The following is a 24,569-nucleotide window of genomic DNA, read 5'->3' as shown; positions in this document are numbered from 1 at the left end:
AGACGGATGGCGACCATCATGAGGTCTGTCGGACAGTTTCCCCATGTCGTGCGGGAGATCGAGAATACGTGGATCACGCTTTCCGACGGTTGCCGCCTCGCGGCCCGGATCTGGCTGCCGGAAGGCGCGGAGCAGGCACCCGTCCCGGCGATCCTCGAATATCTGCCCTACCGCAAGCGCGACAGTACCGCGACACGAGATGCCCTCACCCATCCCTATTTCGCCGGTCACGGCTACGCCGCGATCCGCGTCGACATGCGCGGCAACGGCGAATCCGACGGGATCATGGAGGACGAATACCTTCCCCGGGAGCAGGACGACTGCCTCGAGGTGATCGACTGGCTCGTCAAGCAGCCATGGTGCTCCGGCGCGGTCGGCATGATCGGGATTTCCTGGGGCGGTTTCAACGGCCTGCAGGTCGCCTTCCGGCAGCCCGACGCCCTGAAGGCGGTGATCACGCTCTGCTCGACGGACGACCGCTACGCGGACGACATCCACTACAAGGGCGGGGCGATGCTGAACGAGAATATGGGCTGGTCCTCGACCATGCTCTCCTACTCGTCACGGCCACCGGATCCCGCCCTCGTCGGGGAGAGCTGGCGCGAGACCTGGCTGAAGCGGCTCGAGGCCGAGCCGCTGCTGATCGCCAACTGGCTGAAGCACCAGACCCGCGACAATTTCTGGAAGCATGGCTCGATCTGCGAAGACTACAGCAAGATTGACATTCCCGTCCTCGCGGTCGGCGGCTGGTCCGACGCCTACAGCAACGCGGTCCCGCGGATGCTGGAGAACCTGCCGGGCTTCCGGCGCGGCATCATCGGCCCCTGGCTGCACAAGTACCCGCATTTCGCCGTGCCGGGCCCCGCCATCGGCTTTCTGCAGGAGGCGCTGCGCTGGTGGGACCAGTGGCTGAAGGGGATCGACCGGGGTGTGGAGTCCGATCCCATGCTCCGAGTCTATATGCAGGCCTCCGTGCCGCCGAAGGCGGCCTACGCGGTGCGTGACGGCCGCTGGTGCGCCGAGCCCTCCTGGCCCTCGCCGAACGTTACTTGGCGCCGATTCCATCCGGGGGATGGCGGTGCACTGTCCGGGGCCGGCGTTCCGCCGGGAGAGAAGATCGTCCGCTCCCCGGAAACCGTCGGGCAGGCCGGCGGCGAGTACTGCATGATCTGGCTCGGCCCGGAGGGACCGACGGACCAGCGGATCGACGATGCCGGCTCGCTCTGTTTCGATACGGCCCCGCTCGAGAGCACGTTCGAAATCCTCGGCGCGGCAGAACTCGATCTGGAGCTGGCAAGCGACAAGCCGGTCGCGCATCTAGTCGCCCGGCTGAACGATGTCGCGCCGGACGGCACCTCGACCCGGATCACCTACGGGGTTCTGAACCTGACGCACAGGGACAGCCACGAGAGACCCGAGGCCCTAGAGCCCGGCCGCAGCTACAGGATCCGGCTCAAGCTCGACGATGTCGCCTATGCGGTGCCGGAGGGTCACCGGATCCGTCTCGCGCTCTCGACCAGCTACTGGCCAATGATCTGGCCGGCGCCGGAAACGGCGACGCTGACGCTAAGGACGGGCCCGAGCGTGCTCCATCTGCCGGAGCGCCATGCCGGAGAGGGCACCGTACCCTACGAGCCCTTCGCAGAAGCTGAGGCGGCCCCGCCGCTGGAGAAGGAGATCCTCCGTCCGGCGCGGAACACCCGTACGGTGACGACGGATATCGAGAGCGGCCAGCAGAAAATCGAGATCTTCGACGATTTCGGCCGCGACCGGATCGTCGAGCTCGACCTCACAACCGGGCATATCGCCCGCGAGCGCTACGTCATCCACCCCGGCGAGCCGCTCAGCGCCCGCATGGAGACGCACTGGAGCCAGGAACTCTCGCGCGGGGACTGGCAGGTCGCCACGGAGACCTATTGCACGCTGTCCGGAGATGCCACGCATTTTCACCTGACCGGCCGGATCGAGGGCTACGAGTCCGGGACTCTGGTCTTCGAGAAAGACTTCGAGGACACGATCCCGAGAAACTTCCTCTAGGTCACGGTCACTCGGCAGGGTGGCTCCGGATATCGCGGAAGAACTGCTTGCTCAACTCGCGCAGGCGGCGGCTGAGGTCGCTCATCGTCTCCGCCGTGGCATCCACCTCGCGTGCAACCTCTTCGCTGCGCCCGGTAGCTTCGGCGAGGCTGTTGAGCCTGCTTTCCACCTCGCCGGTCGCCGCGGCCGCGCTTCCGGCGCTCTGAGCTATCTCTCGGGTGGCATCTGTCTGCGCCTGCATTGCGCCTACCGCCTCCTGAGTGTTCGTGTCGATCGCCTCCACGCGCTCGGCGGCCTCGGCAATGGCCCCTGCGGCCGCACTGATGACCTCGCGCATTTCCATCACCTGATTGGAGATCTGTTGCGCGGCCTGCTCGGTCTGCCCGGCAAGAGACTTGACCTCACCCGCGACAACGGCAAATCCCTTGCCCATATCGCCGGCGCGCGCAGCCTCGATGGTGGCATTGAGCGCGAGCAGGTTGGTTTGATGTGCAACAGAGCTGATGATCTCGACGAAGCTGTCGACCTCCTCCGCCATCTCCGTCAACTGGCCAACGGTTTCGGTAGTCCGCGCGGCGCGGTGGGCCGCTTCGGCTGACGAGTTTGCCGCGCTCTGGATGACCTGTCCGAGAACAGAGATCGACTGGTCGAGCGATTCCGCCGCGCGCGAGACATCCTCGGCTCCGGTCGCCGCGGCCCCGGAGGCATTGCGGGCGCGGTCCGCGCTCTCGGACGTCCCCGTCACCGCATCCTGCATGGTCCGCGTTACGTCCTCCATGCGTTCGGTGACCCGGGCAACCTCGGCGAGGATGGAATTGATGTCCTTGTCGAAGGCCGCAAGCAGCGACTCGCGCCGTTCGACTTCATCGGCCTGGGCATCATGCGCTGCCTTCGTCCGTTGCTGCAGGAGCGCGTTTTCCCGCAGGACGGATTTGAACTGGTCGACCCGACGGGCGATGGTGCCGATCTCGTCACTGCGCTCCGTATGCGGCACCTCGGCATCCTCCATGGCCGCAACCGAACGAACCGCCCGTGTCACGCGTTCCAGCGGGCGCGTTACGATGAAACGGGTGGTCAGATAGGCGGCCGCAATGGAGAGCAGAGTCCCGAAGACCGCCATGATCGCGAACAGGGCACGTGCCCGATCGGTAAACGTGTTGACCTCCGCCACCTTTGCGTTGATCTTCTCGCTCTCCTCGATAATCGAGTTGCGCACCTTTTCAAGCGCCAGTGCCTCGTCGGCCATTTCCCCCTTCACGACCAGCAGCCGCTGTTCGACGCCGCCGGAATTGAGCAGCTCCTCGACCTTCTGATTGATCTGCTCTGGGCTGGCGCCGGGAATGCGGAGATCGACAACGGACTCCTTGTACTCCCCACCTTCGAAAATCCCGAAGGCGACAGACGCGCCACCGTCCGTCTCCTCGACGACGAAGGTGGCCGGCTTCTGGATGTCCCGGCGAGCACTGCGCTTCTTGAACCGGCCGACGATCTCTTCGCGACCGGTATAGATTTTCTCTTCGGCGCCAAGGGAGAGCGCCCACTTCCGGAGGTCGGCGACCGGATTGACCTCGAGACGTGCGGGAACACTGAGATAGTCCGCCTGAAGCTTCAGGAGCCCCTGGCGCAGGTTGAGGTTCATGTCGGCCAGCAGCCTGGCTCGCTCGTCTTGCTGCTGCTGCACAGAGGAAAAGACGAAGAAGATTGCGATCAGCAGGGCTGCGAAGACCGCCGCACTTGTGGCTGCCGCGGACAGGACAAGTTTGGCATTGATCCTGGCGCCCAGTCCCTTCCTTGTGAGCGGTGCCTGATTCATCAATTCGGCAGAATGATCGTTCAAAATTACTTCGGACATCGACGGGTCTCGCAAGCTGACTGTCACAATGGAAAAAGGCCCCGGGCGGGCTCTGGGTTGGTTGCCCCCTCAATGCCATCTTATTTGTTGCGAGATAATTAACGGCTATACAAATGTCATATTCGTGTAATGCCGCTAAAGCCAGCGGCAGGAATCATGTATGAATAAAAAAAGCCCCGCTCTCGCGGGGCCTCTTTTTCGATCTTTTCTTGTCTTGCTTACTGAAGACGGGACGGAAGCTCGTCAACGGCGCCTTTGAGGATCTCGGCATTGACTTCGGGCGTCACCTTGTCCGCAAGAAGCTTTCCGGTCGCCGCCATGGCGAGCTCGACCGCCTGATTTCGCACGTCCTGCAGGGCCTGGGCCTCGGCGCGCGCGATCTTCTCGGCCGCCTGTTCTTCCCGGCGCTTCAGGCTCTCGGCGAGATGCTCCTTCGCATCCTTGCGGATACGGGCGGCTTCTTCCTTGGCGTGGGCGACGATCTCTTCGGCTTCCTTCAGGGCGTCGCGCTGCAGACGCTGATAGTTGGCGAGTGCCGCCTGTGCGTCCTCGCGCAGGGACTCGGCTTCCTTCAGCTGAGTCGCAATCGCGGCCGATTTCTCGTCCAGCATGCCGCCGACCTTCGAGACAACCGGCTTGATCGCCAGGACAACGAAGATGACGAAGGCAATCGCGACCCAGAAAGTCGGATCCTGGAGCATCATTTCGCCTCCATCGCTGCGGCCACGGCCTTGTTGAGCTCGGTCTTGGTGACCTTGACGCCGATCAGCTTCTGAACCGCGTCACCGGCGACCTCGCTCACCACGTCCTTTACGTTGGAGAGAGCTTCGGTGCGCGCGGCATCGATGCTGGCCTCGGCTTCCTTGACCTTCGTCACGGCAGCGGCATCCGCCTCGGCCTCGGCCTTGGCGTTCGCCTTGGAAACCTCTTCCTTCGCTGCGCCGACCAGTTCCTGGGCCGAGCCGCGGGCATCCGCCAGCGCCTTCTCGTAGTTGGCCTGAACCTCTTCGGCGTCCGCCTTCAGCTTGCCGGCCTTGTCGAGATCTTCCGCGAGCTTGCTGTGCCGTTCTTCCAGCACATACTCGATACGCGGAATCGCGACCTTCGTCATCGCGACATAAAGCACGATGAAGGTGACGAAGAGCCAGAAGACCTGGGTCGGGAACGTGCCGATATCGAGCTGCGGCAGGGTCCCGCCGCCGCCGTCGCTGGCAGCCAGCGCACCTTCGGCGGCCAGAGCGAGCGCTCCGGTGAAGCCGAACGCAGCCGAGTTCTTGAGATAGCGTGTCATGCCGCCGTCCAATTCCGTTCCAGTACTCTCTTGAAACCGCGGGAACCGGCCGGAGCCGGCTCCCGGAATACCGGTCTTAGGAGAACAGGATAAGGAACGCGATCAGCAGCGCGAACAGCGCGACGGCTTCCGTCAGGGCGAAGCCCAGGATGCCGATGCCGAAGACTTCACCGCGGGCCGCCGGGTTGCGGGCGATGGAGGCAACGAGCGTGGAAAAGATGTTTCCGATACCAACGCCGACACCCATGAGGGCGATAACAGCGATACCGGCGCCAATCATCTTCGCGGCTTCAACGTCCATGATCTAGTCCTTCCTTTGGATCACGTAGTTCACAAAACGGGCCGGTCACCCGGCCCTCGTTCAGTTCGTCTCAGGCCTCAGTGCAGATGGATCGCATCGTGCAGGTAGAGGCAGGTGAGAATGGTGAAAACGTATGCCTGAAGCACCGCCACCAGGATTTCGAAGGCGGTCAGTGCCACAATCAGGGCAAGGGGCGCAACCCCAAAGACGCCGAGGGCGATGACGAAGCCGCCGAACACCTTCAGCATGGTGTGACCGGCCATCATGTTCGCGAAGAGACGAACCGAGAGGCTGACCGGACGCACGAAGTAGGAAATCACCTCGATCGGGATCAACAGCGGCGCCATGTAGACCGGCGCGCCGGACGGGAAGAAGAAGGTGAAGAAATGCAGACCATGGCGCACGAGGGCGATGATCGTCACGCCGATGAAGACCACGAAGGCCATGGCGAAGGTGACGATGATCTGGCTCGTCGGCGTGTAGCTGTAGGGCAGCATGCCGAAGAGGTTGCAGGCCAGGATGAACATGAAGAGGGAGAAGACGAACGGGAAATACTTGCGACCTTCGCTGCCGACATTGTCCTTCACCATGTTGGCGATGAACTCGTAGGAGAGCTCGGCCATCAGCTGCCAGCGGCCCGGAACCATGCGTCGGCCGCTCATGGACAGCGTCAGGAACGCGGTCACGCCGGCTATCGCCAGAACCATCCAGGCGGCGGAATTGGTGAAGGAGAGATCGACGCCGCCGACCTCGATCGGGATCAGCGTTTTCAGCTCAAACTGTGCGACCGGTGATGCCACGCCTCGTTCCCCTTACTCGTCCCCGGTCTGTCCGTCAGACCGTTTGTTCGTCGAGGACCGCTTGTAGCCCACCTGCAACCCCTCTCCCGTCGCGGCGCGGTAGACATTCATCATGCCGCCGGCAGCGCCCAGGAAGAAGAACAGTATGAGCAGCCAGGGTGCGGTCCCAAGCCAACTGTCCAGGAGGTACCCGATACCGGCCCCGACGCCGACGCCGGCAACCAGTTCGACGCCGATCCGCATCGCCATGCCGAGACCCTCGGTGGCCATGGAACCGCGCGCCCCTTTCGGCTCGCTCTCTCCCTGATCCTCTCCCCGCGCCCGGCGCAATCTGGCATCCAGATCGTCGAGCGAGGGAGGATCGCTAGGTTTTTCACCCGTCATGGAGCGATCCCGAACGGCCGAAGCCGGTGAAGTACCCCGCTTCCGCAGGCCTGACCCGCGAAAGCGCCGCAAACATACGGAGGCACCCTCCCCCTGTCAAGGCGGAAGCCGCAGCGCGAAAAAGCTCGCAACCGATTGATTTAAATACATTTTAAAGGAGCCTCGACAGACCGCCTCCGGCTAACTCGCGTCTCGGAGCTCGACGGCGCCCGCCAAATCGACGGAAACCAGTTGGCTGACGCCCCGTTCCGCCATGGTCACGCCGAAAAGCCGGTCCATGCGCGCCATGGTCAGGCGATGGTGGGTGATCACCAGGAAACGGGTGCCGGTCTGCTTGCTGATCTCCTGCAACAGGGTGCAGAAGCGGTCGACGTTGGTGTCGTCGAGCGGCGCGTCGACCTCGTCGAGCACGCAGATGGGCGACGGGTTGGTGAGGAAGGCGGCGAAGACCAGGGCCACCGCGGTCAGTGCCTGCTCGCCGCCGGAGAGCAGCGACATGACCTGCATCTTCTTGCCCGGCGGGCTGGCCATGATCTCGAGGCCGGCATCCAGCGGATCGTCGTCCTCGACCATCTTCAGATGCGCATGCCCGCCGCCGAAGAGCCGGGTGAAGAGATCCTGGAAATGGGCATTCACCCGATCGAAGGATTCGAGCAGGCGCTGGCGGCCCTCCCGGTTCAGGGTCTGGATCGCGCCGCGCAACCGGGCGATGGCCTGGATCAGGTCGTCGCGCTCGCTCTCCATGCCGGCGATTCTCTCCTCCAGCTCCGCGACTTCCTGCTCGGCGCGCAGGTTGACGGCGCCGATCCGCTCGCGCTCCTGGGTCAGGCGTTCGAGCCGCCGGCTGACCTCCTCGGCTTCGGGCAGCGGCGCGTCCGGATCGATCCCGGCCTTCTCGAGAATCTCGTCCGGCCGGCATTCGAGCCGCTCGAGGATGCGTTCACGCAGGGCGGCGATGGCCTGGTTGATCTGTTCCAGAACGCCTTCGGCGCGGATATGGGCCTCGCGGGCCTCGGCCAGTTCCCGGTCCGCCTGCCGCGCCGTCTCGTCCGCCGTGCGCTGCCGCGCTTCGGCTTCCGCCAGCACGTCGGCGGCAGCCTTGCGTTTGGTTTCGGCCCCCGCAATGGAAGAGATCAGGGTATTGCGTTGCGTCTCGATTTCGGCCGGCCGCGCGTCCAGCCGTTCGATCTCGGCCGTCTCGGCGAGCTGCCGCGCGGTCAGTTCCTCCTTGCGGGCCGCCGCCCGTTCGTTGCGGTCGGACCAGCTGCGGATCTCGCCCTCGATGGCGGAAAGCCGGGTGCGCCGGGCCTCGGCCTCGCGCATCAACCGGTCGTGGGCGCTCCTGGCCTCGGCCAGCGCGTTGCGCCTGTCTGCGAGTTCCTGGCGGTAGCCCGCACTTTCGGCGCGGAGCTTCTCCACATCGTCGAGTTCGATCTCGGCGGCTTCGGCCTGCTGGCGCTGCTGTTCCGCCTCCTCGATCTCGCCCTCGTAGCGCACCCGCGTATCGTCGATGGCTGAGAGCTTCGAGTCGATCTCGGCCAGCAGCGCCGCCAGCTTGCCGCGCCGGGTCCGGGCCGTCTCGTTTTCCTGCAGGGCCGTCCGCATCGCCTCGCGTGCGGCCTTCTCGGCCTCGATCGCCTCGCGCTGGGAGACTCGCGCCGCGTCCAGTTTTTCCGCGGCAGCCACGCGGTTTCTCTCGACGCCGCCGATCTCGCTCTGCAGCGCCGCCAGCCTGTTGCGCTGCTGCAGGCGCACGGCGGCACTGCTCGGCGCCCCGGGGGCGGTCACGAAACCGTCCCAGCGGCACAACCCGCCGTCGCGGCTGACCAGACGCTGGCCGTCCTGAAGGGCGGGCTGCAGCTTCCGTGCGGTCTCGAAATCCTCGACCACGCCGGTGGCCCCCAACCGCCGGGCAAGGGCCCCGGGCGCCTCGATGCGGGCGGCGAGCGGCTCGACACTGTCCGGCAGCGCGGCGCCGGACGGCGTGCCGGAGACGCCGCTCCAGTAGCGTTTCTGCGTCGCCTCGCCCTCGATCAGCGGTGCGGTCAGGTCGTCCCCGAGGGCAGCGCCGAGTGCCGCCTCATATCCGGGCTCCGCCGAGAGGGAATCGAGGATCGGCACGGCATCGCCCTCCTCTCCGTCTCCGGCGAGGATCTGTTCCAGTGCCGAGGCCTCGGCGGTAAGCCGCGCCAGCCCCGATTCGACCTCCTGCAAGGCGGCGCGAGCCGTGCTTTCCGCCTCGGAAGCCGCGTTGCGCGCGGTCTCCGAGGTCTCGGACGCCTCGCGGGCGGCTTCCAGTGCCGCCTCGGAATCGGCCACCGCCGTTTCCGCCGCCTCGACCTCGCCGGGCCCTGCGGCCGAGTCCTTGAGACGCTGGCGGTCCTCCTCGAGCTTCTCGATCTGCCGCGTCAGCCGTTCGGCCTGCTCACGCGCCATCCGCGCCTGGCGCTGCAGGCTCGCCCGCCGCGCCTCGGTGGTGGCGATATGCTCCGTCATCTCGGAAAGCCGGGTCTCCAGCGCGTCGGCGGCCCTGTTGATCTCGGCCAGCGCCGCGCCCGCCTCGGCCTGCGCCTCCGCCTCGCCCTCGCGGGCGGCGGCGATCTCGCCATGTTCGGCCTGCAGGCGTTCCAGCGCCCCGGCCGCATCGCTCGAGAGCGCCATCTCGCGCTCCAGATCGTCGGCAATCTGCCTGAGCCGGGTTTCCGCCTCGCTCTTCGCGGTGACGATGCGGCGCTCCTCGTTGTCGAGTTCGGCCCGCGCCAGCGTCAGGCGCTGCAGTTCCGCCGCCGCCGCCGCCTCGGCCTCGCGCAGCGACGGCAGGGTCGCCGCGGTCTCGCTCTGCACCGTACTTGCCTCGGCCGCCTTCTGTGTCGCCGCCGCGACCGCGTCCGACGCTTCGGCAAGGACCTTACCCGCGGCGGCCCGCTCCGCCTTCGTCGCTTCCCAGCGGCGGTGCAGCAGAACCGATTCGGCGGAGCGGATCTGCTCGGCGACGGTACGGTATCGCTGCGCCTGCCTGGCCTGCTGGCGCAGCCCGTGGAGCTGCCCTTCCAGCGCCTTCAGAACGTCTTCCAGACGCTCCAGATTGGCTTCCGCCGCCCGCAGCCGGATCTCGGCCTCGCGCCGCCGCGTGTAGAGGCCGCGGATATTGGCCGCCTCTTCGAGCAGGATGCGGCGCTCGGAGGGCTTCGCGTTGATGATGGCGCCGATCCGGCCCTGGCTGACGAGCCCGGCAGAGCGGGCGCCTGTGCCGGCATCGGCGAACAGGAGTTGCACGTCGCGGGCCCGGACCTCGCGGCCGTTGACCCGATAGGCGGAGCCCTTGCTGCGCTCGATCCGCCGGATCACTTCGAGTTCCGGCGAATCGTTCAGCGCCGCCGGCGCCGTGCGGTCCTCATTGTTCACCATGAGAGCAACCTCGGCGAGGTTGCGGGCGGGGCGGTTCGAGGTGCCGCCGAAGATAACGTCGTCCATTTCGCCGCCGCGCATCTGCTTGGCGGAGGTTTCCCCCATCACCCATCTGAGGGCCTCGACCAGATTCGACTTGCCGCAACCGTTCGGCCCGACAACCCCGGTCATGCCCTCCTCGATCACGAGCTCGGTCGGATCAACGAAGGACTTGAAGCCCGAAAGACGGAGTTTGGAGAGATGCACCCGTTAGACGCTCCTCAATGCCGGTCCCGCGCCATGCGTCAGAGCGCGGCCGAGATCGCCTCCTCGAAGGATTCGAAAGTGAACACACCGTCGAGCTTGCGTCCATTCATCATGAAGGAGGGCGTCGCGCTGATGCCGAGATCGCGGCTCGCCGTCAGACGCTCGTTCAGGATGTAATCGATCAGCTTCTCGTCGTTCATGCAGTCCTCGACCTGCTTCTCCGAGAGGCCGGCAAGCTTGCCGAGCTTGACCAGCGCACCGTAGGGATCGTTCGCCCGCGACCAGGCTTCCTGTTTCTTCATCAGGATGTCGACCATGGCGAAGTAGCGCTTGCCCTCGAGGCAGCGCGCCATGGCGGAGGCGCGGAGCGCCCACTGGTCGAGCGGGAAATCCTTCATCTCCAGCCGGATCTTGCCGGTGTCGATATAGGCTTCCTTCAGCTTCGGCAGGACCTCGACATGAAAGCGCGCGCAGTGCGGGCAGGTCATGGAAAAATACTCGGTGATCAGCAGCTTCGCGTCCGGATCTCCAAGCACGCGCGGCGCGCTCGCCTTTTCCAGGTCCACGCCCTCGGCCAGCGCCGGCAGCGGCAGCATTCCGGCCACGGGCGCGATCAGTCCCAGACCCAACACAAGATTTAGTGTTCTACGGCGCACTTATCGCCTCCTGTTACAAGATGTTGAAATTCTAGTGCGGCTTTTTCCCGCCCGCAACCACCTGAAATCGCGACCCGAAGCCGCCACGCCGGACACTTTGCTGAGCAATCATGTCAGGAATTGGTCCGTTTTTTCACGTCGCCGTCAGCGCTCGTTGCCGTCGAGCGGGCGGTCACGGCCTTGCCGAGATCCTCCAGCGCCTGGCGGAGATCGCCGCGTCCGACCCCTGAGACGCTCTCGTGGATGCGGCTTTCCTCCTGCGGCGCCAGCGGGCGGAGTTTCGGCCGCGTGCTCTCCCGCCGCTTCGGCAACGGACCCTGCTTCAACGCGATTCGCGCAATGGCGCTGTAACCGAAGACGGTGTTGATGCGTTCGATGATCTGCGGGATCTGGTGCTGCACCTCCAGCGCGGCCGCCCCGGCGACGCGCAAATGCAGAGTCCCGCCGCCGGTCGAGCCGCGAGCGAAGACCAGTTTTTCCGGCGCGGTGTCGAGCGCCAGCACCTCGCCGACGATGGCGGGCCAGTCGCTGACGATGCGCGATTCGGTGAAGCCGCGCCGCCGCATCGCCTTGTCGCCGAGCCCCGGCGCGGCGGCGGCGACCCGCGTCAGGCCGCTGTAATGGCGCTTTCCGCGCGCCGCTTGCTGCTTGCTGCTGTCGTCAGCCATTGCCGCCTTCCCCTCCTGCCCTAATGTAAGGGCTTCGGCCAAAGACCCAATGGAAATTCGCTGAAGTGACCGCGCCCGCGTCCCTGCCCGCCCTCTTGCTCGACTGGTACGACCGCCACCATCGCCGCCTGCCCTGGCGCAGCGCCCCCGGCGAGACCGCGGATCCGTACCATGTGTGGCTGAGCGAAATCATGCTGCAGCAGACCACGGTCGCCGCCGTCGGCCCCTATTTCACCCGCTTCCTCGACCGCTGGCCCAGCGTCACCGCGCTCGCCGGCGCGCCGATCGAGGACGTGCTCGCAGAGTGGGCCGGGCTCGGCTACTACGCCCGCGCCCGTAATCTGCACAAATGCGCGATCGTGGTGCGCGACGAACATGGCGGCCGCTTCCCCGGAACCGAAGACGGCCTGCGCGACCTGCCCGGCATCGGCCCCTATACCGCCGCCGCCATCGCCGCCATCGCCTTCGACATCCCCGCGACCCCGGTCGACGGCAATTTCGAGCGCGTGATGGCCCGGATGCACGCGGTCGAGACCCCGCTGCCCGACGCCAAGCCGGAACTGAAGGCGCTCGCCGCCACGCTCACGCCCGGCCACCGGCCCGGCGACTATGCCCAGGCGGTGATGGATCTCGGCGCCACGATCTGCACCCCGCGCAAGCCGAAATGCCTCACCTGCCCCTGGAGCGCGCCTTGCGCCGGGCGAATCGCGGGGATCGCGGAGGAACTCCCGAAAAAGAAAAAGAAGGCGCCGAAACCGACCCGCAAGGGTATCGCCTTCTGGATCACCAACGGCCGCGGCGAGATCCTGCTCCGGCGGCGCCCGCCCCGCGGTCTGCTCGGCGGCATGGTCGAGATCCCGTCAAGCGAGTGGCGGGAGGAGGAGCAGCCGCTGAACCGTGCGCTCGCAGAGGCGCCGGTCCGGACCGAATGGGTGAAGCTGCCCGGTCTGGTCCGGCACACCTTCACGCATTTCCATCTCGAGCTTGAGGTCTATCGCGGGAGAGCGACGGGCTCGAAGCCGGCCGATTGCTTCTGGCATCCGGTGGAGAAGATCGGGGATGCAGGGCTGCCGTCGGTGATGGCGAAGATCGCGAAAAACGCGCTGCGGCATACCTGACCGCAACTCGGCTTAATGCCGGAAGTGACGCATCCCCGTCATGACCATCGCCAGCCCCTTCTCGTCGGCGGCGGCGATCACCTCGTCGTCGCGCATGGAGCCGCCCGGCTGGATCACCGCGGTGGCGCCCGCCTCGGCCGCCGAGAGCAGGCCGTCGGCGAAGGGGAAGAAGGCGTCGGAGGCGACGACGGAGCCGATCGTCCCCGGTTCGGCGGCGCCGGCCGCCTCGGCCATGTCGCGGGACTTGGAGGCGGCGATGCGGGCGCTGTCGACCCGGCTCATCTGACCCGCGCCGATCCCGACCGTGGCGCCGTCCTTCACATAGATGATCGCGTTCGACTTCACGTGCTTGCAGACCCGGAAGGCCATCAGCATGTCGGCGAGTTCGCGCTCGGTCGGCTGGCGCTTCGTGACGACCTTGAGATCGCCAGCCGTGACGCGGCCGTTGTCCTTGTCCTGCACCAGGTAACCGCCGGCGACATTGCGCACGGTGCGGGCGGCGGCGGACGGGTCCGGCATGCCGTGGGTCAGCAGCAGGCGGAGATTCTTCTTCGCGGCGAGCACCTTGAGGGCGTCCTCGTCGGCCTCCGGCGCGATGATGACCTCGGTGAAGATCTTCGAGATCTCCTCCGCCGTCACCCCGTCGAGCGTGCGGTTGGCGGCGATGATGCCGCCGAAGGCGCTGACCGTGTCGCAGGCGAAGGCGCGCTTGTAGGCGGTCGCGAGATCGTCCGCCACGGCGACTCCGCACGGATTGGCGTGCTTGATGATGGCGATCGCCGGCCTGTCGTCGAACTCGGCGACCAGCTCGAAGGCGGCGTCGGTGTCGTTCAGGTTGTTGAAGCTGAGCTCCTTGCCCTGGATCTGCTCGGCATTGCCGACGCCGGGGCGCGGATCGCCGCTGCTGTAATAGGCGGCGGACTGGTGCGGGTTCTCGCCGTAGCGCATGATCTTCGGGGCCGCGCCGGAGAAGGTGATGCGGCGCGGGTACTTGTCGCCGGTCTCGGCCGCGAGCCAGGTGGAAATGGCGCTGTCATAGGCCGAAGTCCGTGCGTAGGCGACCGCGGCCAGCTTGCGGCGCAGCGCGTAGCTGGTCGCGCCCTTGTTCGCATCCAGTTCGCCGATCAGCTCGGCATAGTCCTCCGGGTCGACCACGGTCGCGACATGGCCGTGGTTCTTGGAGGCGGCGCGGATCATCGCCGGGCCGCCGATATCGATGTTCTCGACGCAATCGTCGTAGCCGGCGCCGGAGGCGAGCGTGCTCTCGAACGGGTAGAGATTCACCACCAGCAAATCGATCGAGGCGATCGCGTGCTTCTCCATCGCCGCCACATGTTCCGGATTGTCGCGCAGCGCGAGGAGGCCGCCATGGATCGCCGGGTGCAGCGTCTTCACCCGTCCGTCCATGATCTCGGGGAAGCCTGTATGGTCCGCGACCTCCTTCACCGGCACCCCGGCCGCGGCCAGCGCCTTCGCGGTGCCGCCGGTCGAGAGGATCTCGACGCCGTGCGCGGCGAGCGCCTTGCCGAGCTCGATCAGCCCGGTCTTGTCGGAAACGGAGATGAGGGCGCGGGAAACGCGGACGAGATCGGCAGCCATCTTTCGGGACCCGTTCTGAAAGTGGAGTTACGGAATGAGGGCTGCTTATGCGCGGGAAGCGGCCCCGGGTCAACCGGGCCGCGCTTTATGCCGCAGCCTTCGCCGCCTGCTTCTTGAGGCGGGATTCGCGCACCGCGATATAGGTCGTGGAGACGAAGATCATCGCCCCGCCGATCCAGGTATAGATGTCCGGAAGCTCCTCGAAGATCACGAAGCCGATGAAGGCGGCCCAGATCAGCTTGCTGAAATCGACCGGCAGGACCACCGAGGCGTCGGCGAGCTTCAGCGACTGGTTCATCGCGGTCTGGGCGATCGTACCGAACAGCGCGATCAGGCAGAGCCAGGCCGCCTCCTCCAGAGTCGGCCAGCGCCAGAAGAAGGCAGCGGCGGCCAGGGTGAAGGGCGAGAGGAAGATCGAGGCATAGACGGTGATGGTGACGCTCGATTCCGTCCGGGTCAGGAATTTGATGATGATGAGGGCGAAGGACCAGACAACGGTCGCCGCGAGGATGAGGAGCGGCCCGAGCCCGACATCCACGACGCCCGGCCGGATGATCACCAGGGTTCCGGCAAAGCCGATCAGGATCGCGACCCAGCGCCGGAGCCGCACCACCTCGCCGAGGAACAGCATCGCCAGCAAGGTGGCGAATAGCGGCGCCGTGAAACCGAGCGCCGTCGCCTCCGCAAGCGGCGTGATGGTCAGCCCGTAAAAGAACATCAGCATCGCCGCCGCATTCACCGCGCCACGCAGGAAAAGCAGCTTCATGTTCGTCGTATGGAGCGGCCGGAAGCGTTGGCGGATCAGCAGCGGCGCCAGAACGAAGAGGCCGAGGAAACTGCGGAAGAAGGCGATCTCGAAGGGATGCAGCCCCTCGTTCTTGCCGAGGTCGCGGATGATGGCGTGCATGCAGACGAACATGGCCGCGGCAAGGGCCATGAGGAGCACGCCGCGGACCGGGGCCGGCAGGCGGGCGGAATAGAGCTTCAGCGAATGGATATAGGACACAATGGCAGGTTATGAGCGGCCACCCTTTCGCACAAGCGAAGAGCGGGCACGTCAATGGTGCCGGAGGGAAGTGAATCGGCGCTCTAGAAGCGCGCCCAGTCCGGCTTCACCGGCAGCACCGTCACCCCGCCGGCACTGAGTACGGCGTGCTCCAGATCCTCCAGCACGTTCAGCCGCAGCATGGCGATCGCCATGTCGCCGGTGCCGGAGCGGATCTCGCCGACCTCGCGTTCGTCGCGCAGGATCGGGGTGCCGGGGGAGGGCATTTCGCCGTCGAGGATGCGCACCGGCATCAGGCGGCGCTTCACGAGGCCACGATACTTGGTCCGCGCGGTGAGCTCCTGGCCCATGTAGCAGCCCTTCTGCCAGTCGACCCCGTTCAGCTCGTCGAACCCGGCCTCGAGCAGCACGGTCTTCTCGATCTGCATGTCACGGGTGCCGTCGGGGACGCCGAGGCGGATACGGACGCGGTCGTATGAGTCGAGCGTGCCTTCCGAAAGCCCCGCCGCAGCAAGGAACGCGCCGCGCTTATCCGTCTCGACGATCACGCGCGCTCCGAGGCCGGCATGACGCGGATCAACGAAGACGGCGCCACCGTCGATCTCCTTCGCGACACCCGCCTCCCCGGTGAGCCCGAGCGCGTCCGCCGCATCTTCACCGCTCACCGCGAGCACGGCATAACGCCCGGACGCGTCCGCGATCTCGACCTTGGAGCGCAGCTTGTAGAGCCGGAGCCGCTTCTGGAAATCGGCGAGCCGCTCGGCCTCGCAGTCGAGCAGCAGCGCGCCCGCAACCTCGGCGATGAAGAAATCGAAGAGATACTTGCCCTGCGCCGTCAGGAAAGCCGCATGGATCGCCCGCTCCGGCGCCACCTTTTCCACATCGTTGGAGACGAGGCCCTGCAGGAACTTGCGCGCGTCCGGCCCCGAGACGGAGAGCACGGCGCGGGTCTTCAGGTCGACATAGGCGGGCATGGCGGATCCGGAATGCATTGAGTTGCATCACAGGTGAGCCCGGACGGCTTCCCTGTCAAGCGCGGGACCTAGTCCGCCACTTCGAGATCCGCGATGGCCTCGTGGGACAGCACCTCCAGTTTCGGCATCAGGTCGAGCAGATGACGCGAATAGGGATGCTGAGGCGCCTGGAACAACGTCTCGGCGTCCGCGACCTCGACCAGCTTGCCGTGCCGCATCACCCCGACCCGGTCGCACATCTGCCGGATTACCGGGAGATCGTGGCTGATGAAGAGCATGGTGAGGCCGAGTTCGGCCTGCAGATCCTTCAGAAGATTCAGGATCTGCGCTTGGATCGAGACGTCGAGCGCCGAGGTCGGCTCGTCGCAGATCAGGAAGCGCGGCCGCGTCGCGAGTGCCCGGGCGATGGAGATCCGCTGACGCTGGCCACCCGAGAATTCGTGCGGATACTTCCGCGCGGCCTCGGCGCCGAGCCCGACATGCTCCAGCAGGTCCATGACGATCCGGCGGGTCTCGGCGCCGCCCGAGGCGAGGCCGTGGAAGCGGATCGGCTCGGCGACGATGTCCAGTACCTTCATGCGCGGGTTCAGCGAGGAATAGGGATCCTGGAAGATCATCTGCAATTGCCGGCGATAGAGGTCCATCTCGTTCTCGCTCTTGACCTCGGTGAGGTCGGCTCCGGCGAAATGGATATGACCGCCTCTCGGCTTGTAGAGCCCGGCGATCGCCCGCGCGATGGTCGACTTTCCGCTGCCGCTCTCTCCGACGAGGCCGAAGACCTCGCCCTGGCGGATGTCGAAGGAAACCCGGTCGACCGCGTCGAGATAGATGCGGTTTTTCCTGAAGAAGCTGAACTTGGTCAGGAATCGGACATGCAGGTCCTCGACCCGGAGCAGGGTCTCGCCGCCGGATTCGGAACGCCCCGCCCCCAGCCAGTGCGTCGCGACGTCGATGCTGCCCCGCCGATCGCCGGCACTCTCGATATACTCCACCACCGGAAAGCGGGCTAGGCGCACGTCCGGACGCGGCACCGCGCTGATCAGGCTCTTCGTATAGGCATGGTCCGGGTTTCCGAGGATCTTCTCTGTCGGCCCTTCCTCGACGAGGCGCGAGCGATACATCACCGCGACCCGGTCCGTCACGTCCGCGATCACGCCCATATCGTGGGTTATCAGGATCATCCCGACCGAACGCTCCCGGCAGAGCTCGCGCATGAGCTCAAGAATCTGCGCCTGGATCGAGACGTCCAGCGCCGTGGTCGGCTCGTCGGCAATGACCACTTCGGGATCCGCACAGAGCGCCAGGGCAATGACGACACGCTGACGCATCCCGCCCGAGAACTGGTGCGGATACTGCTTTATCCGGGCTTCCGTGTCCGGAATGCCGACGCGATCAAGCAGAGCGATCGCGCTGGCACGCGCCTCGTCGTCGCTCTGCTTCAGGTGTAGCTGGATGGTTTCCATCAACTGCTGCTCGACCGTCTGCAGCGGGTTCAGCGAGGTCAGCGGATCCTGGAAGATCATGCCGATCCGCTTGCCGCGGATCGACCTCAGGGCGTCCTCGTCAAGCCCGTCGATACGCTGTCCCTTGAGGTAGATCTCGCCGCCGGCGAGCCGCCCCGGAGGCTCCAGCAGGCCGATCACCGCGTTGCCGACAGTCGATTTCCCGGCGCCGGACTCACCGACCACGCCGAGGATCTCTCCCGGGTTGACCGAGAGACTGACATCGCGCACCGCGGTGAAGATCCCGCGCCGTGTCGGGAATTCCACCGTCATGTTCTTGATATCGAGCAGACTCATGGCGCGGTCACCGGAGTTTCGGGTTGAGTGTGTCGCGCAGCCAATCGCCGAGCAGGTTCACGGCGAGCACGAGCACGACAAGCGCGATGGCCGGGAAGAAGGTGATCCACCACAGGCCCGAGAAGAGATACTCGTTTCCGACCCGGATCAGGGTGCCCAGCGACGGGGTTGTCGGCGGTACGCCCTGGCCGAGGAAGCTGAGCGTCGCCTCGGCGATGATCGCGAGAGCGAGACCGATGGTGGCAAGCACCAGAACCGGGCGCATCACGTTCGGCGCGATATGGCGGATCATGACCAGCGCCGGTCGGAGTCCGATCACGCGGGCGGCCTGGATGTATTCCTTTTTCGCCTCGACCAGGGTGGCGCCGCGGGCGACGCGGGCGAATTGCGGCCAGTCACTCAGCCCGATGGCGAGGATGACGACATAGATCGCCAGTTCGTCCCGCAGTTCCGGCGGCAGCACGGAGCGCAGGATGCCGTTGATCAGGATCGCGGTCAGGATCCCCGGAATGGTGAGCTGGATATCGGCGAGGCGCATGATCAGAGTCTCGAACCAGCCGCCGACATAACCGCTGATCACGCCGAGCATCACACCGAGCAACATGCCGAGAAAGACTGCGGCGAACCCGACCATGAGCGAGATACGGCCGCCATAGAGGATGGTCGAGAGCATGTCCCGGCCTTGGTTGTCGGTGCCGAGCAGATAAGAGGGATCGCCGCCTTCTTCCCAGGCCGGCGGTTTCTTGCCGTCCCAGAGCGAGATCTGCGCCGGATCGAACGGGTCGAACGGCGCGATCAGCGGCGCCGCCAGAGAGGACAGCACCATGATCGCCGTGACCAGCGCGGCGGCCATCGCCAGCGGCGAATGGAAGAAGGAATAGGCGATATCATTGTCGTTCAGACGCGCCCAGAGAGAGGGTTTGGTCTCGTCCCGTTCGACCGCCATGATCAGTGTCCCTCCTCGACGCGCAGGCGCGGGTCGATCACGAAATAGAGGATGTCGACGACCAGGTTGATGGTCACGAAGATCAGCGCCACGAAACAGAGATAGGCCGCCATGATCGGAACATCGACGAAATCGACCGCCTGGATGAACATGAGCCCGGTGCCGGGCCACTGAAACACCGTCTCGGTGATCAGCGAGAAAGCGATCAGCCCGCCGATATTGAGGCCGATGATCGTGATGACCGGAACCAGGGTGTTCTTCAGCGCGTGGCTGTAATTGATGCGTTTTTCCGGCAGCCCGCGCGCGCGGGCGAACTTGATGAAGTCGGTCCGCATGATCTCGAGCATCTCGGCCCGCACGAGGCGCAGGATCATTGTGACCTGGAACAGGCTGAGGGTCAGGGCCGGCAACAGGATGCTGCGCCAGCCGTCCCAGGTCAGGAAGCTCGTCTTCCAGCCGCCGAGTTCGACCGTTCCGGCCCGTCCCGAGGACGGCAGCACGCCCATGTTGACGGCGAAGATGTAGATCAGGCCGATGCCGATGATGAAGGTCGGTAGACTGACGCCGACAAGAGAGACCGTGAGCACCGCCTTGCTGACCCAGCTCGTGCGGTTGATCCCGGTAAAGACGCCGAGCGGAATGCCGAGCCCGAGGGCGATGATCGCGGAAACGAAGACCAGCTCGAGGGTGGCCGGGATGCGCTCGGCGATCATTTCCGTCACCGACCGCTTGGTCCGGTAGGAGATCCCGAACTCGCCCTGCACGGCGTTCTGCATGAAGCGGGCATACTGGACGAAAAACGGATCCTCCAGCCCCAGTACCTCGCGGATCCGCTGCCGATCCTCGAGCGTCGCCTCCTGGCCGACCATGTTGTCGACGGGATCGCCGACATAGTTGAACAGCGAGAAGGAAATGAAGGACACCGCAGCCATGACCACGAGGGCCTGGAGCATGCGGCGCGCGATATAGGTAATCATGCGCGTTCGGCTCGCCTTATACCGGTTGCTCTGCCTGAAACCGCGAGGGCGGCGGACAGGCCGCCGCCCTCCGGGCCCGAGAGGCTGTTACTGCAGTTTCGCCCAGCGGAACTGCGGCGAGTCGTTCGGCAGGATCGGCAGGTCGAGCCTGGTCGACATGCCCCAGCCGAGCACCTGGTGGTGGATCGGCAGGTAGACGATCTCGTCCTTCACGATGTTCCAGGCCTCCGCGATCATCTTGTCGCGCTTGGCGAGGTCGGTCTCGACGGCAAAGGTGTCGGTCAGCTCGTCCACCCTGGCATTGGCGAAACCGGTGCCGTTCCAACTGCCCTTGCTGTGGAACAGATAGCTGAAGACATAGTGGGAATCGAGCGTCGGAACACCCCAGCCGAGCATGTAGAAATCGCTCACCCGGTTCTTGATCTTCGGAAAGTGCTGGCTCTTCGGAATCGCGTCGAGCTTCACCGTCACACCGATCTTGGCCAGCATGGCCACCGCCGCCTGACAGATCTTCTCGTCGTTGTTGTAGCGGTTGTTCGGGCAGTCGAGCTGCACCGTGAAACCGTCGGGATAGCCGGCATCGGCGAGCAGCTGTTTCGCTGCCGCCGGGTCGAACGGCCGGCGCTTGTCGAGCTCCTTGGTGAAGCCGTGCACGCCCGGCGAGGTGATGATCCCGGCCGGAATGGACAGGCCTTCCATGACCACGCGCTTGATCGCCTCGACATCGAGGGACTGGTAGAAGGCCTGGCGGACGCGCTTGTCCTTGAACGGGTTCTTCCCCTTGACGTCGGAACTGCGCAACTCGTCGACGCCCTGATCCATGCCGAAGAAAATGGTCCGGATCTGGTTCACCGTAACCGTCTTCAGGTTATCCTGGGCATCGATCCGCTTCAGATCCTGGAGCGGCGGATCAAGCACGAAATCGACCTCGCCCGAAAGCAGCGCGGCGACGCGGGTCGCGGCGTTCTTGATCGGCCGGTACTCGATCTTGTCGATATTGTGCTCAGCCGTTGCGGCCCCCCACCAGTTCGGATTCTTGACGAGGACGGTGAGTTCGTCGGGCAGCCGCTCTGCAACCATGAACGGACCGGTGCCGTTGGCGTTGCGGACCGCATAGGTCTCTTCTCCAGCCGCGAAGTCCTGCGGTACTACGACGTTGTTCTTCTCGGCCCAGCCCTTGTCCATGATGAAGAGGTTGGTGACCTCGTTCGGCAGGATCGGGTTCGGCCCGTCGGTGATGAACTGAACGGTATGGTCGTCGATGATCTTCACTTCCTTTATCGACTTGACCTGTTCCTTGAAATCCGAGCTCTGGGCCTGCGCCCGCGTGACGCTGAACGCCACGTCCTCGGCCGTGAAGTCCGCACCGTCGTGGAACTTCACCCCTTTCCGGAGCTTAAATTCCCAGCCCGTTGTCCCGACCGGCCCCCAGCTCTCGGCAAGGCCGGCCTCGAGCACCATTTCCCGGTCCCGCTTCAACAACGGCTCATAAATCTGGCCGTTCATGCTGTTCGTCGGGCCTTCGTTCTGACCCATCGGATCCAGCGTGAGGGCGTCGCCCTGACTGGTCCATCGCAGCACGTTCTCGGCCTCGGCGAAGCCGACGAACATTGTCGTCGACATCATCGCGGCCAACGCGATCGCACGAATTGTCATGAGGATTGTCTCCTGTCCTAGATGTGATGCATCCCTGTCGCGCCCGGCAATTAATCGTTGAATTGAACCGGCACCTTCTGATGCCAGCCGGGTCACTGCTGAAAATCTAGGCAGGAGTTTCCGGAATGGAAAGTCCGAAATATGACACCGGGTCCCACCGGGGCCCCGATGTCAGATTCGTGAAGCCTTAGGCCTTGAGCGCAAGGTTCTCCGGATCGTATGGGCTTTCCGCCACGATGCGGGCCGGACGCAGCTGGTCGAGCACGCGGACCTGACACTCGGCGCCGACCACCGCCTTGTCTGTGCGGATATAGCCGAGCATCAGCGACTTGCCGACATGGTGGCCGTAGCCGCCGGCAGTGCCGCGGCCGACCACCTCGCCATCCATGAATACGGGCTCGTTGCCGAACGGATCTGCATCGTCCGCATCGATCTCGATCGTGCAATAGGTGTTGGGAACGCCTTCCTCCTGCTGCCGGACCAAAGCGTCGCGACCGGTGAATTCCCCCTTGTTGAGCCGCACGAAGCGCTTCAGGCCGGCCTCGAGGAGAGTGTTCTCCGCATTGAGGTCCGTTCCCCAGAGGCGGTAGGTCTTCTCCAGCCGCATCGAGTCCATCGCCCGCATGCCGACGAGGCCGATATCGTACTCCTTGCCCGCCTCCATCAGCGCGTCGAACAGATGCAACTGATATTCGATCGGGTGGTGTAGCTCCCAGCCGAGGGAACCGACGAAGTTGACGCGGAGCGCCCGGACATTCGGGCAGTAGCCGATCGGGATTTCCTGCATGGTGAGCCACGGAAAGGCCGCGTTGGAGACATCGGCGTCTGCCAATTTCTGCAACACCTTGCGGGCATCCGGGCCGGCGAGCACGAAGACGCCGTACTGGGTGGTGATATCTTTAAGAAAGACCGAGCCGTCCCGCGGCAGCCGCTTCTGCAGGAAATCGAGATCGTAATCGTGACCGGCGCCCGGACCGATGACGAAGAAGCGCTCGCCCCAGAGTCCGTCTTCCATGCGGGTGATGGTGAATTCGGAGCGCACCGAGCCGGACGGGTTCAGCGCATGGCAAAGATTGATCCGGCCGACGCCCTTCGGGATTGCGTTGGCGACCATGCGGTCGAGCCATTCGCGGGCCCCGGGCCCTTCGATCTCGTATTTGGCGAATGAGGAGAGTTCGAGAAGGCCGACCCGCTCGCGCATGGTGCGGACCTCGTTGCCGACATGCTCGAACCAGTTGGAGCGGCGGAAGGAATAGATGTCCTTGCGTTCGACGCCATGCGGCGCGAACCAGTTCGGACGCTCCCAGCCGAATCGCGCGCCCCAGACCGCTCCCGCCGCGTCGAGCCGCGGATAGGCCGGCGTGGTCTTGGCCGGCCGCCCGGCCTCGCGCTCTTCCATCGGGAAGTGATTGATGAAGACGTGCTCGTAGGCCTCCTCGTTCTTGATCTTGGCGAAGTTCTTCGAGACCACGCCGAAACGGCGCGGGTCGACGCCGATCATGTCGACAGAGGGTTCGCCGTCGACGATCCAGTTGGCGATCTGCCAGCCGGCGCCGCCGGCCGCGGTGACCCCGAAGCTGTGACCTTCCGAGATCCAGAAATTCTCCAATCCGAAGGCCGGCCCGACCATCGGATTGCCGTCCGGCGTGTATGAGATAGGACCGTTCACGATGTCCTTGATGCCGGCATTCTCGAACGATGGCACGCGGGCCATGCAGGCTTCGACATGGGGCATCAGACGCTCGAGATCGCCCGGGAAAAGATCCTTCTCGAAGGTTGGGGGCACGCCGTCGACAAAGCAGGCCGGGGCGAAACGCTCGTAGGGGCCGAGGATCCAGCCGTGCCGCTCCTCCCGGAAATAGTATTGCGAATCGGACTCGCGCAGCACCGGCAGCTCTTCGTTCCCCGCCTCGCGATATTCCTTCAGCGTCGGATCGACGTCGGTGACGATATACTGATGTTCGACCGGGATCGCCGGGATCTCCAGCCCGACCATCTTCGCCGTTGTCCGGGCATAGTTGCCGGTCGCGCAGATCACGTGCTCGCAGCGGATGTCGCCCCTGCTCGTCTTGACGATCCACTCGCTGTTCTCGCGCTCGATGCCGGTCACCTCGGTCTGCTGGTGGATCTCGGCGCCGCGCATCCGCGCGCCCTTGGCGAGTGCCATGGTGAGGTCCACCGGCGCAATGTGACCGTCGGTCGGGTGCCAGAGCGCGCCGACCAGCCCGTCCATGGACGCGAGGGGCCAGAGCTTCTTGATCTCGTCGACGCCGATCAGATGCGCCTCCACGCCGATCGTCTCCGCCGTGCACTGGTAGTTCCGGTACTCGTCCATGCGTTCGCGGTTGGTCGCGAGGCGCAGGTTGCCGGTCTGGTGGAAGCTGACCGCCTGTCCGGTTTCCTCTTCGAGCGTCTTGTAGAGCTCGACGGAATACTGGTGCAACTGTCCGACGCTGTAGCTCATGTTGAACAGCGGCAGCAGTCCGGCCGCATGCCAGGTCGAACCTGCCGTCAGTTCCGTCCGCTCGAGAAGGACGACGTCGCTCCAACCTTTCCTGGCCAGGTGATAAAGGGCGCTGACCCCGACCACACCGCCGCCGATCACCACTGCCCGTGCCTGCGTCTTCATTTGCCCATTCCCCAGTGCCGGCTTGCCGGTCGATTTCGTTTCAGAGGGAGAGCTTGCACCTTTTCTTCAGGCGCAATTCACGAAAAGCGACTCGGGCGTGTCGGATTCGGAATGTTGAGAATCCTAGATTTCTGCGGAATAAAGGCGTCCAAGTACCGGCGCTTTGACAATATGGAAAGAGCGTGTTTAGGCTAAATGCCAGATCGTGAAAAACGCGACACG

The 24,569-nt window shown here is 65.0% G+C and carries 19 protein-coding genes; 2 read left to right on the top strand and 17 right to left on the bottom strand.

The window, feature by feature from the left end:
• The first annotated feature begins 18 nt into the window (after nucleotides 1-18).
• Nucleotides 19-2,037, top strand: coding sequence for a CocE/NonD family hydrolase (locus ACOOE1_RS18165; RefSeq protein ID WP_420403616.1), 2,019 nt, complete (start codon nucleotides 19-21; stop codon nucleotides 2,035-2,037).
• Between the two features lie 7 nt (nucleotides 2,038-2,044).
• Here ACOOE1_RS18165 and ACOOE1_RS18160 read toward each other — a convergent pair whose 3' ends face one another.
• The 9 genes from ACOOE1_RS18160 to ACOOE1_RS18120 form a co-directional block, all read right to left on the bottom strand.
• The gene (locus ACOOE1_RS18160; RefSeq protein WP_420403615.1) at nucleotides 2,045-3,889 is read right to left on the bottom strand and encodes a methyl-accepting chemotaxis protein; all 1,845 of its coding nucleotides are present in this window, start codon (nucleotides 3,887-3,889) and stop codon (nucleotides 2,045-2,047) included.
• Between the two features lie 218 nt (nucleotides 3,890-4,107).
• Nucleotides 4,108-4,590: a F0F1 ATP synthase subunit B gene (locus ACOOE1_RS18155; RefSeq protein WP_420403614.1), complete on the bottom strand. Its 483-nt coding sequence runs from the start codon at nucleotides 4,588-4,590 to the stop codon at nucleotides 4,108-4,110.
• Complete coding sequence (locus ACOOE1_RS18150; RefSeq protein ID WP_420403613.1) at nucleotides 4,590-5,180, bottom strand: F0F1 ATP synthase subunit B'; 591 nt, start codon at nucleotides 5,178-5,180, stop codon at nucleotides 4,590-4,592. The genes ACOOE1_RS18155 and ACOOE1_RS18150 overlap by 1 nt, the downstream gene beginning before the upstream one ends.
• A gap of 76 nt (nucleotides 5,181-5,256) precedes the next feature.
• Nucleotides 5,257-5,481 (bottom strand): ATP synthase subunit C family protein, encoded by a 225-nt coding sequence (locus tag ACOOE1_RS18145; RefSeq protein WP_193183540.1) that lies wholly within the window; start codon nucleotides 5,479-5,481, stop codon nucleotides 5,257-5,259.
• 77 nt (nucleotides 5,482-5,558) lie between these two features.
• Nucleotides 5,559-6,281 carry a F0F1 ATP synthase subunit A gene (locus ACOOE1_RS18140; RefSeq protein WP_420403612.1) on the bottom strand — a complete coding sequence of 241 codons (723 nt, stop codon included), beginning with the start codon at nucleotides 6,279-6,281 and terminating at the stop codon, nucleotides 5,559-5,561.
• Between the two features lie 12 nt (nucleotides 6,282-6,293).
• Nucleotides 6,294-6,665: an AtpZ/AtpI family protein gene (locus tag ACOOE1_RS18135; protein WP_420403611.1), complete on the bottom strand. Its 372-nt coding sequence runs from the start codon at nucleotides 6,663-6,665 to the stop codon at nucleotides 6,294-6,296.
• Nucleotides 6,666-6,845: 180 nt separating this feature from the next.
• Nucleotides 6,846-10,319, bottom strand: coding sequence for a chromosome segregation protein SMC (smc, locus tag ACOOE1_RS18130; protein WP_420403610.1), 3,474 nt, complete (start codon nucleotides 10,317-10,319; stop codon nucleotides 6,846-6,848).
• Nucleotides 10,320-10,357: 38 nt separating this feature from the next.
• Nucleotides 10,358-10,915, bottom strand: a complete 558-nt coding sequence (locus ACOOE1_RS18125) for a DsbA family protein (RefSeq protein WP_420406449.1) — start codon at nucleotides 10,913-10,915, stop codon at nucleotides 10,358-10,360.
• 173 nt (nucleotides 10,916-11,088) lie between these two features.
• Nucleotides 11,089-11,643, bottom strand: coding sequence for a DUF721 domain-containing protein (locus tag ACOOE1_RS18120; protein WP_420403609.1), 555 nt, complete (start codon nucleotides 11,641-11,643; stop codon nucleotides 11,089-11,091).
• Between the two features lie 65 nt (nucleotides 11,644-11,708).
• Here ACOOE1_RS18120 and mutY point away from each other — a divergent pair, with 65 nt between their 5' ends.
• Nucleotides 11,709-12,761 carry an A/G-specific adenine glycosylase gene (gene mutY, locus ACOOE1_RS18115; protein ID WP_420403608.1) on the top strand — a complete coding sequence of 351 codons (1,053 nt, stop codon included), beginning with the start codon at nucleotides 11,709-11,711 and terminating at the stop codon, nucleotides 12,759-12,761.
• 12 nt (nucleotides 12,762-12,773) lie between these two features.
• Here the strand turns inward: mutY and purH are convergent, their stop codons facing one another.
• From purH to ACOOE1_RS18075, 8 genes are all read right to left on the bottom strand, one after another.
• Complete coding sequence (gene purH / locus ACOOE1_RS18110; protein WP_420403607.1) at nucleotides 12,774-14,360, bottom strand: bifunctional phosphoribosylaminoimidazolecarboxamide formyltransferase/IMP cyclohydrolase; 1,587 nt, start codon at nucleotides 14,358-14,360, stop codon at nucleotides 12,774-12,776.
• 85 nt (nucleotides 14,361-14,445) lie between these two features.
• Nucleotides 14,446-15,366: a DMT family transporter gene (locus tag ACOOE1_RS18105; protein ID WP_420403606.1), complete on the bottom strand. Its 921-nt coding sequence runs from the start codon at nucleotides 15,364-15,366 to the stop codon at nucleotides 14,446-14,448.
• An 83-nt stretch (nucleotides 15,367-15,449) separates the two neighbouring features.
• Nucleotides 15,450-16,358: a YgfZ/GcvT domain-containing protein gene (locus tag ACOOE1_RS18100; RefSeq protein ID WP_420403605.1), complete on the bottom strand. Its 909-nt coding sequence runs from the start codon at nucleotides 16,356-16,358 to the stop codon at nucleotides 15,450-15,452.
• Between the two features lie 50 nt (nucleotides 16,359-16,408).
• Nucleotides 16,409-18,139: an ABC transporter ATP-binding protein gene (locus ACOOE1_RS18095; RefSeq protein WP_420403604.1), complete on the bottom strand. Its 1,731-nt coding sequence runs from the start codon at nucleotides 18,137-18,139 to the stop codon at nucleotides 16,409-16,411.
• A gap of 7 nt (nucleotides 18,140-18,146) precedes the next feature.
• Complete coding sequence (locus ACOOE1_RS18090; RefSeq protein WP_420403603.1) at nucleotides 18,147-19,085, bottom strand: ABC transporter permease; 939 nt, start codon at nucleotides 19,083-19,085, stop codon at nucleotides 18,147-18,149.
• A 2-nt stretch (nucleotides 19,086-19,087) separates the two neighbouring features.
• Entirely contained in the window at nucleotides 19,088-20,062 is a 975-nt protein-coding gene (locus ACOOE1_RS18085; RefSeq protein WP_420403602.1) for an ABC transporter permease, read from the bottom strand.
• Between the two features lie 87 nt (nucleotides 20,063-20,149).
• A complete protein-coding gene (locus tag ACOOE1_RS18080; RefSeq protein ID WP_420403601.1) occupies nucleotides 20,150-21,718 on the bottom strand; it encodes an ABC transporter substrate-binding protein in 1,569 nt (522 codons plus the stop codon).
• Nucleotides 21,719-21,905: 187 nt separating this feature from the next.
• On the bottom strand, nucleotides 21,906-24,347 hold the full coding sequence (locus tag ACOOE1_RS18075; protein ID WP_420403600.1) for a GcvT family protein: 2,442 nt from the start codon (nucleotides 24,345-24,347) through the stop codon (nucleotides 21,906-21,908).
• Nucleotides 24,348-24,569: the final 222 nt, after the last annotated feature.

It is taken from the genome of Nisaea sp. (genome assembly GCF_965216895.1).
Classification (GTDB): Bacteria; Pseudomonadota; Alphaproteobacteria; order Thalassobaculales; family Thalassobaculaceae; genus Nisaea.
This window is presented reverse-complemented; position numbering and strand designations above follow the sequence as displayed.